Genomic DNA, 14,036 nt, shown 5'->3' on the forward strand with positions numbered 1-14,036 from the left:
GGGAAAGTATGAAATTTTGGGTGAGCCACAGCCGTGACTCACCCGTTAGCACTACGCCTGTTTTTTCAGGCACGCGCTCATAAACTTGCTGCGATCGTCGCCTTTCAGCATCTGCTGTGTCGCCTGGGCGTTGCACTCACGCATTTTTTGCTGCTGTGGGGTCAGGCTTTTTACACCGGGTTTAGCCGCACCATTTTTAAGGCAGTCGCTCATGTACGTTTTACGGGCATCCCCTTTCAGGCTTTGCGATGTCGCCTGTTGGTTACAGGTCGTCATGCGCTGCTGCTGGGGCGTTAACGTTTTCTCTTCCGCGTGTGCTGAGGCGATCAGACACAGGCCAGAGAGCAGGGTAACCAGTATTGTTGTTTTCATTGCACCATCCTTTATGTGAAGTTCCACGTTAAGTCTGGCTCGTTACGGGAAAAAAACCACCCTGCGACTCTGATTTTCGCCGGGCTCTGCGGTTATTTCAGCCCTGTATCGGAACAATATTCATTAACCGGTTTCGCCGGGTGGGAGGCGGTAATTAATAACAGAAATTATGCGGTGAAAGGTGTGCTCTGTCTCAATTTAATTTTCCCTGCATAAATGTGTAAAAATAAAAACAGAGCGACGCCAGGCATCCTGCATGACAATTCTGTGACACGTCATTTCACCTCAGGCAGGTTAGCTGCGAGGATGCCTTAAAAGCTTCTTTACGTATTGCTGAAGCAGCTCCGCATCTTCCGCAGGCACCTGGGAATCAGGACGCGCTTTTTCCAGCGCGCCTTCAACGTTGTCGATCAACGCCTCCTGCTCCGGTTTTGCCATCTGTCGCAGCAGCGCCGTCACAACGATTTCCAGCGCCTCGACCTGGGCAACCAGCTCTTTCGACTCTTCTTCCTTTTGGGCAAGCTTAACCAACAACTCAGCAATGAGATTTTTCATGGTGCTATTTCCTTATGTGATTTCCCCTGAAATTAACACCCTCTCTGAATAATGAAAAGCATGGATTAGCTTTATCTTATGCAAAAGTGACATCGCTGCCAAAAAAGATATTTCAGCGCGAAAGCGAAACGTTTTCCTGAAAGAAAGGCGCCGCATTTCGTTATATAAAAATGCGGCGTTCATAAGAATAAATAATATATTATCGTGTTTACCGGGCCGACTTTGCCTCAGCGATTCGCCTGCGGCGTCGCAAGGCAAAGGCCAGTTGAATAATATTCAGCAGGACCACCACCGCCGTCGCGGCAAATACCCAGCGGAAACCCGCCATCGCCGAGACCGAGGCGCCGATAAGCGGGCCTGCTACGTTGCCTAAATACATGAACGACTGGTTGTAGCCAAAAATGCGGCCGGTTACCTGGTCACTGGAATATTTCACCAGCAGCGTCTGAACAGCGGGCAGCATGGCGCCATCTGCGAAGCCAAGCAGGAAGCGCAGGATGCCGAGCTGAAGAGGTGTGGTGACGAATGACATGGCAAAGAAAAGGATCACCGCAATGATGAGCGTTGCCATCAGAATACGTGCCGTACCGATCCTGTCGCCCAGTTTCCCCAGACGCGGAGCAGACATCAGCGCCGACACGCCCGGCACCGCGGCAATCATCCCGCTCAGAAAAGCAATGTTGCTGCTGTCCGGCGCCATCGACTTGATAAACAGCGCCAGAATCGGCCCTACCGAACCGTTACAGAGCTGGATCACCATCGTCGTCACAAAGAGGCTAATCATCAGGCCAGGATAAGGCAGCGAGGCGAAAACCGCTTTTCCGCTCAGGCGTTCGGATTTACTGACAACAGGCCGCCCGCCCTCTTTAATCAGAAAAAGGGTGACCAGAAAGCTGATCGTTAGCAGGATCGCGGTAATGATAAAGACCGCACGCAGCCCGACATGGTCCGCCAGGAAGCCGCCGAGCAGCGGGCCGCCAATGACCCCGCTGATCTGGGCCGTGGAAAGCGTGCTGAGCGCCCAGCCGCTTCGCTCACGCGGTACCTGTGAGGCCACCAGCGCCATGGCATTCGGAATGTAACCGGAGGTCAGCCCCATTATCGCCCGCAGAATAAATAGCTGCCAGACGTTGGTGGCGAAGGCCTGGAGCAAAATGGCTATCGCCATCCCCAGCGAGGCGCGGAGCAGCATCAACTTGCGCCCCTTGCGATCCGCCAGGCTGCCCCACATCGGCGACACAATGGCGGAGACCAGAAACGTCACGCTGAACGTCAGGCCGGACCACATCGAGAGCGCTTCATGGGAAGTCACTCCCAGCTGCGACACATACAGCGGCAGGAAGGGCAATATTTGGCTGATAGCCAGTCCGGTGAAGAAGCAGCCGAACCAGACTGAAATGAGATTAACTTTCCAGGATTCCATAACAGAAATAGTCTTCATTTTTAGGCGAATTCGCCGACAGATTAGCAAGTTACGCGCAATGACATAGCGCCAGAGATGCGGCCTTGCAGACTTTGGTGTTTTATCTTCCCAGTCATCATATTTGTGAAATAAGTCACAATTTATCCAATTTTTGGCGGAAGATTATGCTTCATCGACATAATCCATAGCCGCGCATCCCCAGATGGAAATGGTTGGCATGGGCGGCATTATAGTCCGGCCCCAGACCGTTACCGTAATAGCCACAGCTTGCCGAGAGCAGGGCCTGTAGCCAGGGCTGCGTCTTTTCCGCTTTCCAGCCGTTCAGGACGGTAACGCGCTGTCCATTTGCCAGCCTGAAAGCGCTGATATCCAGCGCATCCGCCGTGGCATGTTCGCTGCGCCGCGCATCCGGGCGGCTGTAGATATTGCGGCAGGCGAAGCTGCCCAGATGTTCAATACGCGTAAGCTCGCTTCCGGTCCAGGTTTTGGTGAGCGGTCGGGCCTGCTGGCTGACAAACAGCGCAGAACTTAACGCCAGCGGACAACTGGCCAGAAAGCTGCTGTTCAGGCTCACCGGGCCAAAATCGCGCACGCGCACCACGTTACTCAGCGGACACTCACCGGCGCTGTCAGCGACAGCCTGGGTACGGATAAGCTGGCGTTGATTCGCCTGCGCTAACAGGCTTTCGCATGCCTGCGGTGTTAAACGTCGAAGTTTAAACTGGGTTATTTTTCCGGGCGGATCGTCAAGCGTAAGCGGCACGAAAGGATTATAATACGGCGGCAACCAGCGGTAGCCCACCGTGGCGATCCCGGCAATAACAATAAGAATAAGCAGACCTTTTCCTTTCACGCGCCCCCCTTCAGCATCCCCAAAACATTATGGCAGAAGGCCGCGAAACCCGCCGGGCATCGTGGTATGTTATGGGCTTTTCGTCAGACTGGAAGAGAGTGAGATGGCAAAGCAGCGCGTAGGTATTGTCTTTGGGGGAAAATCGGCAGAGCACGAGGTGTCATTGCAATCGGCTAAAAATATCGTTGATGCGATTGATAAAAGCCGTTTTGACGTGGTGCTGCTGGGCATTGATAAACAGGGCCAGTGGCATGTTAACGATGCCAGCCAGTATCTGTTACACGCTGACGATCCGGCGCACATTGCCCTTAATCCTTCTGATGTCAGCGTCGCAACGGTTCCAGGCGTGGAACAGGGACAGCTTATCGATGCCGGGAACGCGCAGGCGCTGGCACAGATTGACGTAGTATTCCCTATCGTTCACGGCACGCTGGGCGAAGACGGCTCCCTGCAAGGCATGTTGCGGATGGCGAACCTGCCATTTGTCGGTTCCGATGTGCTGGGCTCTGCCGCCTGCATGGATAAAGACGTCACAAAACGTCTCCTGCGCGACGCCGGTCTGAATATTGCGCCGTTCGTGACGCTCACTCGCGCCAACCGCGATAAACACAGCTTCGCGCAGATCCAGGCGCAACTCGGCCTGCCGCTGTTTGTGAAACCGGCGAATCAGGGCTCGTCCGTCGGCGTCAGCAAAGTCACCAGCGAAGCGCAGTTTAACGATGCCGTTCGTCTGGCCTTTGAATTTGACCATAAGGTGGTGGTTGAGCAGGGAATTAACGGTCGTGAAATTGAGTGCGCCGTACTGGGCAACGACTTCCCGCAGGCGAGTACCTGTGGTGAAGTGGTACTGAACAGTGACTTCTATTCCTACGACACCAAATATATTGACGACAAAGGTGCCCAGGTTGTGGTTCCCGCCGCGCTCGATCCTGACGTTAACGACAAGATCCGGGCGATCGCCGTTGAAGCCTATCAGGCGCTGGGATGCTGTGGGATGGCGCGCGTCGACGTGTTTCTGACGCCGGATAACGAGGTGGTGATTAACGAAATCAACACTCTGCCGGGCTTTACCAATATCAGCATGTACCCGAAGCTGTGGCAGGCCAGCGGGATAAGCTATCCGGAACTGATCACCCGCCTGATTGAACTGGCGCTGGAACGTCACGCCGCTGACAGCGCCCTGAAAAGTTCCGTTAACTAACGGTTAGTCAGCTTTCTCTGCCGTCGTCGTCTCATCGGGACGACGGCGGATAATAAATCCCGCCAGCCAGAAACTGATTACCCAGGTTACCAGCCCAACCGCATAGGTTTGCCAGCCTTTCGCTTCAAATCCCAGCAGCCCGACAACACCGTTGAGAATAAAGATCAGCCCGATCGCAAAGGCGTAGTAATGCCAGTCACGGCGTAATTTGGAAGTGAGCTTCATGACAACTCCGGCAGAAAAAAAACTATCCTCTCACAGTTTGATAAAGGCGTCTGTGGCGGATACGTAAATTCTGAAATGCAGCGCAGTTTCACTTATGTTATCAATTTGTGACGTGATGCAGAAATCGACAATCCAGGAGAAATCCTGAGCCGAATTTCCCACGATTCTGATATTGACAAATGCTATGACCTGTCACACTCACCCTGTACGACGCGTATTAAAACAGAGTGATATTTTCGGGAGGTCTTATGGCAGACTTTACATTGTCGAAACCGATTTTTGGCGGAAAACAACCAAAAACCTCCACGGCGGGGAATATTGCCTATGCCCTGTTTGTTCTGTTTTGTTTCTGGGCAGGAACCCAACTGCTGAATATGCTGGTGCATGCCCCTGGCGTGTATGAGCATCTGATGCAGGTGCAGGATACAGGCCGCCCGCGCGTTGAAATCGGTTTAGGCGTGAGCACCGTATTTGGACTCATTCCCTTCCTCGCGGGCAGCATGGTTCTGGGCGTGATTGCCCTTGTCCTGCGCTGGCGCAACCGCCACTGATTACAGTCCCATACAGCGTGCCCGACGATCGTCAACGCGTTTCGCGAACCAGGCGGTCGTCAGGTTACGCGTGATCTTCGGGCTTTCCAGCTGAATGCCTGGCAGAATGGCTCTGGGTAATGCCTTTCCACTTTTCTTCTCGGCCAGCGCAAAGACCTGCTTATACAGATCCGTTTTCTCAAACGCCAGGCTGTCGCCCTTCTCCAGCTGTCGGCGAATGTCGCTGTTGCTCATCTCCAGCTTCGTCGAGAGTTTTCGCACCGCACGTTCGGTGGTCCCGGCCTCACTGCTGCCGTAAGCAATGAGATCGCCGTCCAAAGCGAGCTTCACACCGCTGGCGCGGCTTACCGCATTCTGGAAGGCTGCATTTCGGCTGGCATACCAGCCCGCGTTAAAGTCGGCAAAGCGATACAGCGGTTTATCGTAGTTGGCCGGATAATTCAGCAGGTGATACGTCCCAAACCACAGCCCACCGCGCAGGGAGAAGACCTCCTGACGTACCGTACCGTCGATATCCCACGGATAGCCGTCGGTATGCTTTTCCGCAAATGCGATACTGACCTGCATCGGACCGCCGGTATGCACCGGATTCAGTGAGCCAAACAGCTTCTGCCCCATCGGCACCATATTGATGAAATCATCGAAAATGGCGCTAAGCTGTTTCTCGGTTTTCACCGTATCCAGCCGTTCACTGTAGCTTTTACCGTTTGGCGAGGTGATTTTAAGGGCGGTATGCACCAGGAAAACCGGTATATGCATCGATTCGGCCCGGCGGTCGATCTCCTTCCAGGCGATTTTGTTCAGGCCAGGCACTACAGGATCTGACTGATACATCGATTCCTGCTGCGCCACCGCGAGCACCGAGCAGATATTCTCCTCGGTAGGCGCGATCTTCTGGCTTTTGAAGGTCGCTGCCAGCGCATCAGCCCACTCACTGCGATCCTTCACGCTGGCGGGCATCTTTTGCCGCACCACGCTCGCCACATCAACGGGCTTCTCCCCTTCTTTGAGCGGGGCAGCCCCTTTTTCGGCACAGCCTGCCAGCACAAAAGCGGCGAGTAACGTCAGCGGTAATGCACGTGGTACGGCAAATGGCATAGCAATTCCTTTTTAACCTAATGTATGGGTGACTTCCTGCACGTCCTTATCGTCCAGCTCACGCTCGAAACTGCGTAAACGTTTGTAGATGGACATCAGCTCCACCAGCGTAGTCCAGGAGCTGATCAGATACTGGAACGAACCGCGAACCTGACCAAAGACGTTGGTGATTTGGGTCATCAGACCGAGCGTAATCGTACCCGCAACGATGGACGGGAACAGCAGGAACAACCCGAAAACGTTATCAACCTGAAGATAAAGAATGCGCGCGATATTGAAATACATGTAATGGAAATAGAGGCGGAAATAGTTACGACGTACGGCGCCGAACAGCTCACGCACGGTAGGCGGTGACGCACGGTTGGCATCGTCTTCGCCATACACCAGTTCTTTACGGTAGGCCGCTTCCACGCGCTGGTTTTTAAACTCCAGCCCCGGCAGCTTGATCCCCACCACCGCCAGCAGCCCCGTTCCCATCAGCGACCAGACAATCGCAGCAATCACCAGGCCGTATGGCAGATGGCCGACAATCGGCAGCTCCGGAACGTGCGACGAGAGCGTCACCAGCACCGGCAGGAAGGCGATCAGCGTCATGATGGCGTTGATAAAGCTCACGCCCATATCTTCCAGAGTAGAGGCAAAACGCATGGTGTCTTCCTGCACACGCTGTGCGGCACCTTCGATATGCCGCAGGTGCTGCCAGTGCGCCATATAGTGTTCGTTCATCGCGGTACGCCAGCGGAATACATAGTGGCTGACGAAAAAGTTATTCATCACGCCAATCACCACGGCGATGAGGGCGATGCCGAGGAAGATCCCCACCTCATGGTAGAACTGGTTAATGGTCACTTTATGCGGCGAACTCAGCGCCGTCTGGATCAGATCGTAAAACGGCGCATACCAGGCATTGACCGCTACGCCCACTTCCACCAGGAACCAGGTGACAAAGATGATTAACGACGTGCCGAGAATCGACCAGTATTGCCAGCGGTGAGGAGAATAGACGAACCAGAACATGGCGAAAAGCCCTACGCAGAGCACGTAATAAGCGTAGAAAAGCAGATAGCTCATGGACCAGAAGCGCGCTGCGCTAATGGGAATGTCGCCCGTTGCCCCCGTAAGACGGGTCAGCCACGCGCCGCCACCGGCCTGCCAGAAAATGACAGCCAGCAGTGCCCAAATAAATGCCGACAGGAAAAAGGGCCCCGGCTTTGGGAAAAAAGACTTAAACATTGTGCTTCCTTCTTGTTGTTATGGCTGTTGCTGTGTTCAACATATCGCCACACGAAACCTTGCCTGTGCCAGCCTCCCGGCTCAGGCAAAAAAGTGAGACCTGCGGGTGAATTATTAGTTCGCTTCACAGTTTTCAGGAATTGTTTCGGTGCGTTTCATTCGCAACAGCGATCGTAGGGTCTATCATACGGTCGATGTCACAAAATGGGAGCCACGCCGCAAGTAAATTGTTCAAATTTACCCACGGTTACGTTTTTCTCGCTATCGTTATGCAAATCGGGCCATTGCCCGACGCCGATTAGTAGTATAACTACCCGTAACTTTCCTTATTCACTTGATGGATGCTTTTCGTTGAAACGTTGTCTGCTCTCTATCGCCGCGCTGTGTGCGGTGAGCCTGTCCACCGCCCAGGCAGCACAGCCTCTGACGGCCCCGGTTCTGGCCTCTGACATTGCCGATCGCTACGCGAACCTTATTTATTACGGCAGCGGTGCGACGGGAATGGCGCTGGTCGTGATCGACGGTAACCAGCGGGTGTTTCGCAGCTTCGGTGAAACACGACCGGGAAATAACGTTCGTCCGCAGCTGGATTCCGTTATCCGTGTCGCATCAATAACCAAGCTGATGACCAGCGAAATGCTGGTGAAACTGCTCGATCAGGGCGTGGTGAAACTCGACGATCCGCTCAGCAAATATGCACCGCCCGGCGCTCGCGTTCCGACATATCAGGGAACGCCGATCAGACTGGTGAATCTGGCGACCCATACCAGCGCCCTGCCGCGAGAACAGCCCGGTGGCGCTGCGCATCGCCCTGTCTTTGTCTGGCCAACCCGCGAGCAACGCTGGAACTACCTGAGCACAGCAACCCTGAAATCGGCCCCGGGCTCGCAGGCCGGCTATTCTAACCTGGCGTTTGATCTGCTGGCCGACGCTTTAGCGACGGCGTCGGGTAAGCCCTACCCTCAACTGTTTGAAGAGCAGATCACGCGTCCGCTCGGGATGAAAGATACCACGTACACCCCCTCCCCGGACCAGTGCAAGCGTCTGATGGTGGCGGAAAAAGGGGCCAGCCCGTGCAATAACACGCTGGCCGCCATTGGCAGCGGTGGCGTTTACTCTACGCCTGGCGACATGATGCGCTGGATGCAGCAGTTCCTCTCATCGGATTTTTACGCGCGCAGCAATCAGGCCGACCGAATGCAGACGCTCATCTACCAGCGTGCTCAGCTACGACGCGTCATTGGCATGGATGTTCCAGGTAAAGCCGATGCCCTCGGCATGGGCTGGGTGTATATGGCGCCAAAAGATGGCCGACCGGGGATTATTCAAAAAACCGGTGGAGGTGGCGGATTCATCACCTACATGGCGATGATTCCGCAATCAAACGTAGGCGCTTTTGTGGTGGTCACCCGGTCGCCAAATACACGCTTCGTGAATATGAGTGATGGCGTAAATAATCTGGTGGCCGAGCTGAGCGCCAATAAAGCGCAGGTGCTTACGGCCTCTAACTGATCTCAATAGTCCGTGGGCAAACGGTTGATACTGATCAGTTTGCCCCGGCTCATATTGATGTAGTTCCCCTGCCGCAGCGCCGCCAGAACCTCAGCAACGACCGAACGAGAAATACGAGTGCTACGCTGAATATGATTCATAACACCAATTTTTGAACGTAGCGTGTCATCCCACTCGGCCATATTGATCAGCATCGCCCGGATTTGGCTATAGGAATTATTTCCGACCAACTGCATGTCACGTTTTCCCAATAAATGGTTAAGCCATGACAGCCAGCAGAAAGCCTCTTGCCAAAGTTGCGCGTCCTGAATAAGCTGGTACGCGTCAGATGCCGGTAAATAAAATCCGGTACAAGGCGTCTGTGCCATCAAAGAATATTCAAGATAGTTTTCATTTATCCATGCGCTTAAACCGTGGATATACGGTGCCCGCGCAATACCCATAAGTAATTCGTCTGATTTACGGTGGACGGCCGTCAGGCCGGATTGTATGACAACGGTCAATGGTTCATCATCATTATTGCCGGTAGTTATTAATTGTTGTGGTTCGATCTTAAATGGGGTACCGGCGACTTCCAGACACTTTATGAGCCGGCTTAATTCAGAAAGTGGCTTCGCATTAACGTTCATGCATACCTCAAGTCATCTGTATATGTCGGTTCTTTATAATTTTTAAAACACATAAAAAAGCGGGGGAAAAATCCCCCGCGCTTTCTATATTACCAGGTGTATTTCACACCCAGGTTTGCTCCCCAGTTCTGGTCAACGTCGCCGCCGCCCAGATAAGTCGCATCAGTGTAAGCACTGAAGTTTTTCGTGAAGCTGAACTGAGTGCCCAGTCCCACGCGAACCGCAGAGCCTTCCACGCCGTTATCAATGCTGTCATTGTTGATATCAGCATTGTTGTCGGCATCGTCATACACGTAAGCCAGTTTGAAGTAAGGCGTTAATGCCTGCTCGCCGCCGTAGTTGAAGGTATAACCTGCATCCACGCCGAGTTCATAACGCATACTGTCGTAAGACTGACCATCGATACGCATGTCGTTGCTTAGCTGGTAGTCATCACCGGACTGGAACAGGCCAGAGATCGCCGCGTAAGGCGTGACGTAGCCAGACAGGTTTGGTTTCCAGTCATAGCCCAGTTTCATCCCGAAACCAACGGCGTCAGTCGTGGTATTACCGTCAACATACTGACCGTTGCTCATGGTAGCAGAGAGGTCGTTGTTGAAGCGGGTATAGCTCAGGGAGCTGTCGAGGAAGATGTCGTTCATGAACTTCGCCGACGCGTAGATCATCGCAGTCTGGCTGTCCTGATCGACCTGACCAGTACGATCGCTGATATCACCCTTCGCGAAACCAGCCGCACCACCGACAATCCACTTCGCGTTATTACCGTCGATCTGAGTATCCAGACCTACCATAATGCCGCTTACGTCCTGATCGTAGCTAACGGTGCCATTATCCGCGTCAAAGTTGCCGCCGAAATAGCTCACCCATGCGCCGCCGTTATCTGCCAGGCCATGACGGCTGTTGGTCAGACGGGTACCCACGGTATCCTGTTGCAGATTCCAGATGTTGGTATTAGCAGAAGGAATGCTCAGCGCCATGTTGGCGTAGTCAGTCAACTCTTCCTGCTGGAGAACAACGGTGTCGCCCTTCTGCTGCGCCTGATAGGTGTAAGCACCTAAATCAGCTTTGTTTGCCGCAGTAAAGCTGGCAGCGGTATCCGCGTTATTGTCATAGACGCGAACGATCTCTTTGTTTTCGTAGTCAGCTACGGAGCCTGCGCCGGTCGCATCGTCGATGCGCACTTTATAGTTACCGGCAACGTCACCGTTCACCGCCAGATGGCCGTCAGAGTTCAGCGCGACAACACCATAGTCGTAGTCCGCTTTAGAGCGATCGTTGGTGATATAGCGTGCGTTGTTCAGGTCGCTGTTCAGCACATAATCACGGCTGGCAACGTTAAGCACACCGCCATCGGTCAGCACCATATTGTGCGTATCAACCTGACCCAGACCCAGCGCCAGCTCTGCACCGTTGTCCACGGTAATGGTGTTGGCATACAGCTCAGCTGTCTCTTCAGTGAGTGCAGCACGGCTGTAGCTATCCAGATACAGGCTGTCGGTAGCCACACCACCGCTGTCGCCAATATTCAGGCTAGACGCATTGGTCAGGGTGATGGAATCTGCCAGCAGGCCGGAGTTTTCAACATTGACCTGAGACTGGTTGTTCACCGTCAGCGCGTCGATGTTGGAGATCTTACGGGTATCCCACTCGGAACCGTTATCCAGCGCCACGTTGAACAGGCCGCTCTGATAAACTTCTTCACCTGCAACATGACCGTTGCTGTCAAAGGTAGAATCAGGCCAGATGCTGTTTGGAGAAAGCGTGTGCCAGTCTACATCGCTGTAGCCTTCACCATACATCTGCGCCGTGCCGATGGCTTCAACGCTGGACTGCGCGGCGCCAACCCATTTACTGCCGTTGGTCAGCGTGACATCCAGCTTGTCGGTATCATCCCAGCCGTTGGTAGTTGGGTTATAGACGCCGTCATCGGTGGTATCCGTTGCCGGATCGCCATTCTCGTAGAAGTTGTTATCAAAGGTGCTGGCGAAAAGGATGTCGCCGGTAATGGTAGAGTGATCGAAGGTAGCGGTGGTCTGCATAGCGTTATCAGACGCGCCAGCAACAACGATCAGCGCCGCATCATCCGCAGCCGTGGCGTTGGTTTCACCGTAGTCGCTCGGCTTCGCCGTTTGACCGTAGAAGCCACTGGTACCCAGATCGCTGTACGCACCAGAGGTCAGCACAGAATCTTTCACCACCAGCGTATCGGTAAAAATATTGCTGCTGTTAGCAACGCCTTCAACACCGTCGTATGGCGTGTTATCCAGCTCCTGATAACCCTGCGTCAGCGTGATGCCCGCGATATGGGAGTTGTTCTGAATAACGATATCAGATTCAACGTCCAGCGTGATCGCGTTACCCAGACCATAGGTGTCCAGATAATGCGTTTCAGTGGTTTCACCATTGACGACATCGTAGGCGTAATGCTCGTAGGTATCGTTGATGGTGGAGTTATCAACAGTCAGGCTAAAACGATCATACTGGGTATGAGTGGTACCATCAGTATCCACGCCATCTGCACACGTCGTGGTCATACACTCTGACGTGATCATGCCGTTAATGGTGCTGTTAGAAATACTCAACGCGTTCGCACGGCCATTGACACCATCATCCAGATAGTATGTCGAAATAACTCCGTTTACGGTTGATTTATTGATGACTGGATAAATGTCACCATCATGTGTGGCATCTGAATAATCCCAGTCAGCATAACCATAATACCAGGGCGTGGACGCGGTATTGTCATAGCCAAAAGTATTATATGTTGTGCCGGATATATCTTTCGCATTGGCCTGAGAAGCGATAGCCAGTGTGCAGGCTAATGCAAGTTGTGATACAACCAGTTTCTTTTTCCATGTTTGCATTGGGTCATCCCTCCTCAGGGACGTAAGCAAGTTTGTCCATCAAATCATTTGGCAACATTAAATTGCGGAAGGAATTATGCAGTTTCACTTCGAAAAGGTTCAATGAATGATTCCATTAAGTCCGTATTCAGACAAATAAGCTTGTAAACCCAGGACAATATCAATCATTATGAATAAATATTATAAATTCAACTGATTGCAAACTACTTTAGTTGCTTCGGCACATATAATAAAAAGCAATAAATCATTTATATTTATAATCCCGAACCAATATAGAAACCTCACCAATATTACATACCACACTGAACACCAGAATAAGCTTTATAATATAGACAAAATACATACAGCGAATATTAGTCGATTTCGAAAATCTAAAAGACAACTTTAGTAAAACACCGCTCCCTGCTTTCAGGTACACTATACCTCTTTGTTCCACAAACATCAGGCATACCATGACCGATTTAATTGCACGTCCCCGTCGCCTGCGCAAGTCTCCCGCACTGCGCGCCATGTTTGAAGAGACAACACTGACCTTAAACGATCTGGTGTTGCCGATTTTTGTTGAAGAAGAGATCGATGACTACAAAGCCATCGACGCGATGCCGGGCGTGATGCGCATTCCTGAAAAGCATCTGGCCCGCGAGATCGAACGCATTGCGAATGCGGGCATCCGCTCGGTAATGACGTTCGGTATCTCCCACCACACTGACGCGACCGGCAGCGATGCCTGGAAAGAAGACGGCCTCGTCGCACGTATGTCGCGCATCTGCAAAGAGAGTGTGCCGGAGATGATCGTCATGTCCGATACCTGCTTCTGCGAATACACCTCTCATGGCCACTGTGGTGTGCTGTGCGATCACGGCGTGGACAACGATGCGACCCTGCTGAATCTGGGCAAGCAGGCGGTAGTTGCCGCCGCTGCGGGTGCGGATTTCATTGCGCCTTCTGCGGCAATGGATGGGCAGGTACAGGCGATCCGTCAGGCGCTGGACGCTGCGGGCTTCACCGACACCGCCATCATGTCCTATTCCACCAAATTTGCCTCCTCTTTCTACGGCCCGTTCCGTGAAGCAGCCGGCACGGCGCTGAAAGGCGATCGTAAAACCTATCAGATGAACCCGCTGAACCGCCGCGAAGCGATTCGTGAGTCTCTGCTGGATGAAGCCCAGGGCGCTGACTGCCTGATGGTGAAACCGGCTGGCGCATACCTGGATATCCTGCGCGACATTCGCGAACGCACCGAACTGCCGCTGGGCGCCTACCAGGTGAGCGGCGAGTACGCGATGATCAAATTCGCCGCGCAGGCGGGTGCCATCGACGAAGAGAAAGTGATCCTCGAAAGCCTGGGGGCGATCAAACGCGCGGGCGCGGATCTGATCTTCAGCTATTTCGCGCTGGATCTGGCTGAGAAGAAAATTCTGCGTTAATCCGCTTTAGCGCCGGGTAACGACTTCGCCTTACCCGGCCTGCTCTCTGCGCTAATCTTCACCAAACTGCAATACAAACGACATCTCCTCCTT

At 53.2% G+C, this 14,036-nt stretch carries 13 protein-coding genes; 4 read left to right on the top strand and 9 right to left on the bottom strand.

Going from position 1 to position 14,036, the window contains the following annotated elements; all coding sequences use genetic code 11:
• Positions 1 to 51: 51 nt before the first annotated feature.
• The 4 genes from psiF to SK54_RS18785 all read right to left on the bottom strand — a co-directional run bounded on the left by psiF (position 52) and on the right by SK54_RS18785 (position 3,203).
• Positions 52 to 372 (bottom strand): phosphate starvation-inducible protein PsiF, encoded by a 321-nt coding sequence (psiF, locus tag SK54_RS18770; RefSeq protein ID WP_032102863.1) that lies wholly within the window; start codon positions 370 to 372, stop codon positions 52 to 54.
• Positions 373 to 666: 294 nt separating this feature from the next.
• Complete coding sequence (gene iraP / locus SK54_RS18775; protein ID WP_003859148.1) at positions 667 to 927, bottom strand: anti-adapter protein IraP; 261 nt, start codon at positions 925 to 927, stop codon at positions 667 to 669.
• A gap of 208 nt (positions 928 to 1,135) precedes the next feature.
• A complete protein-coding gene (locus tag SK54_RS18780; RefSeq protein ID WP_015571317.1) occupies positions 1,136 to 2,350 on the bottom strand; it encodes a multidrug efflux MFS transporter in 1,215 nt (404 codons plus the stop codon).
• Positions 2,351 to 2,519: 169 nt separating this feature from the next.
• Positions 2,520 to 3,203 carry an extensin-like domain-containing protein gene (locus SK54_RS18785; protein ID WP_017383151.1) on the bottom strand — a complete coding sequence of 228 codons (684 nt, stop codon included), beginning with the start codon at positions 3,201 to 3,203 and terminating at the stop codon, positions 2,520 to 2,522.
• Between the two features lie 103 nt (positions 3,204 to 3,306).
• On the opposite strand from SK54_RS18785, the gene ddlA reads away from it, so the two are divergent.
• On the top strand, positions 3,307 to 4,404 hold the full coding sequence (gene ddlA, locus SK54_RS18790; RefSeq protein ID WP_017383150.1) for a D-alanine--D-alanine ligase: 1,098 nt from the start codon (positions 3,307 to 3,309) through the stop codon (positions 4,402 to 4,404).
• A gap of 3 nt (positions 4,405 to 4,407) precedes the next feature.
• Here ddlA and SK54_RS18795 read toward each other — a convergent pair whose 3' ends face one another.
• Positions 4,408 to 4,629 carry a DUF2754 domain-containing protein gene (locus SK54_RS18795; RefSeq protein WP_015571318.1) on the bottom strand — a complete coding sequence of 74 codons (222 nt, stop codon included), beginning with the start codon at positions 4,627 to 4,629 and terminating at the stop codon, positions 4,408 to 4,410.
• 248 nt (positions 4,630 to 4,877) lie between these two features.
• Here SK54_RS18795 and SK54_RS18800 point away from each other — a divergent pair, with 248 nt between their 5' ends.
• Positions 4,878 to 5,180, top strand: a complete 303-nt coding sequence (locus SK54_RS18800) for a DUF2755 family protein (protein WP_003859159.1) — start codon at positions 4,878 to 4,880, stop codon at positions 5,178 to 5,180.
• Here the strand turns inward: SK54_RS18800 and SK54_RS18805 are convergent, their stop codons facing one another.
• Both SK54_RS18805 and sbmA read right to left on the bottom strand, forming a co-directional pair.
• Positions 5,181 to 6,278 carry a DUF1615 domain-containing protein gene (locus SK54_RS18805; RefSeq protein ID WP_017383149.1) on the bottom strand — a complete coding sequence of 366 codons (1,098 nt, stop codon included), beginning with the start codon at positions 6,276 to 6,278 and terminating at the stop codon, positions 5,181 to 5,183.
• A gap of 12 nt (positions 6,279 to 6,290) precedes the next feature.
• On the bottom strand, positions 6,291 to 7,511 hold the full coding sequence (gene sbmA / locus SK54_RS18810) for a peptide antibiotic transporter SbmA (protein WP_003859162.1): 1,221 nt from the start codon (positions 7,509 to 7,511) through the stop codon (positions 6,291 to 6,293).
• Between the two features lie 351 nt (positions 7,512 to 7,862).
• Here sbmA and ampH point away from each other — a divergent pair, with 351 nt between their 5' ends.
• The gene (gene ampH / locus SK54_RS18815; protein ID WP_003859164.1) at positions 7,863 to 9,023 is read left to right on the top strand and encodes a D-alanyl-D-alanine-carboxypeptidase/endopeptidase AmpH; all 1,161 of its coding nucleotides are present in this window, start codon (positions 7,863 to 7,865) and stop codon (positions 9,021 to 9,023) included.
• A gap of 2 nt (positions 9,024 to 9,025) precedes the next feature.
• Here the strand turns inward: ampH and SK54_RS18820 are convergent, their stop codons facing one another.
• Together SK54_RS18820 and SK54_RS18825 are read right to left on the bottom strand one after the other, a co-directional pair.
• A complete protein-coding gene (locus SK54_RS18820) occupies positions 9,026 to 9,652 on the bottom strand; it encodes a helix-turn-helix domain-containing protein (protein WP_015571320.1) in 627 nt (208 codons plus the stop codon).
• 89 nt (positions 9,653 to 9,741) lie between these two features.
• Positions 9,742 to 12,516 carry an autotransporter outer membrane beta-barrel domain-containing protein gene (locus tag SK54_RS18825; protein ID WP_032652677.1) on the bottom strand — a complete coding sequence of 925 codons (2,775 nt, stop codon included), beginning with the start codon at positions 12,514 to 12,516 and terminating at the stop codon, positions 9,742 to 9,744.
• A gap of 452 nt (positions 12,517 to 12,968) precedes the next feature.
• Between SK54_RS18825 and hemB the strand changes: the two genes are divergently transcribed.
• On the top strand, positions 12,969 to 13,943 hold the full coding sequence (gene hemB / locus SK54_RS18830; RefSeq protein ID WP_015571323.1) for a porphobilinogen synthase: 975 nt from the start codon (positions 12,969 to 12,971) through the stop codon (positions 13,941 to 13,943).
• The last annotated feature ends 93 nt before the right edge of the window (positions 13,944 to 14,036 follow it).

Origin of the sequence: Enterobacter sp. MGH120, from assembly GCF_001037725.1 — a bacterium.
Taxonomy (GTDB): domain Bacteria; phylum Pseudomonadota; class Gammaproteobacteria; order Enterobacterales; family Enterobacteriaceae; genus Enterobacter; species Enterobacter hormaechei_C.

Bases quoted from the DNA above. Each gene is read 5' to 3' on its own strand.
- psiF (WP_032102863.1), bottom strand. From the start codon at position 372: ATGAAAACAACAATACTGGTTACCCTGCTCTCTGGCCTGTGTCTGATC.
- SK54_RS18795 (WP_015571318.1), bottom strand. From the start codon at position 4,629: ATGAAGCTCACTTCCAAATTACGCCGTGACTGGCATTACTACGCCTTT.
- sbmA (WP_003859162.1), bottom strand. From the start codon at position 7,511: ATGTTTAAGTCTTTTTTCCCAAAGCCGGGGCCCTTTTTCCTGTCGGCA.
- SK54_RS18780 (WP_015571317.1), bottom strand. From the start codon at position 2,350: ATGGAATCCTGGAAAGTTAATCTCATTTCAGTCTGGTTCGGCTGCTTC.
- iraP (WP_003859148.1), bottom strand. From the start codon at position 927: ATGAAAAATCTCATTGCTGAGTTGTTGGTTAAGCTTGCCCAAAAGGAA.
- SK54_RS18805 (WP_017383149.1), bottom strand. From the start codon at position 6,278: ATGCCATTTGCCGTACCACGTGCATTACCGCTGACGTTACTCGCCGCT.
- SK54_RS18820 (WP_015571320.1), bottom strand. From the start codon at position 9,652: ATGAACGTTAATGCGAAGCCACTTTCTGAATTAAGCCGGCTCATAAAG.
- SK54_RS18825 (WP_032652677.1), bottom strand. From the start codon at position 12,516: ATGCAAACATGGAAAAAGAAACTGGTTGTATCACAACTTGCATTAGCC.
- hemB (WP_015571323.1), top strand. From the start codon at position 12,969: ATGACCGATTTAATTGCACGTCCCCGTCGCCTGCGCAAGTCTCCCGCA.
- ddlA (WP_017383150.1), top strand. From the start codon at position 3,307: ATGGCAAAGCAGCGCGTAGGTATTGTCTTTGGGGGAAAATCGGCAGAG.
- SK54_RS18800 (WP_003859159.1), top strand. From the start codon at position 4,878: ATGGCAGACTTTACATTGTCGAAACCGATTTTTGGCGGAAAACAACCA.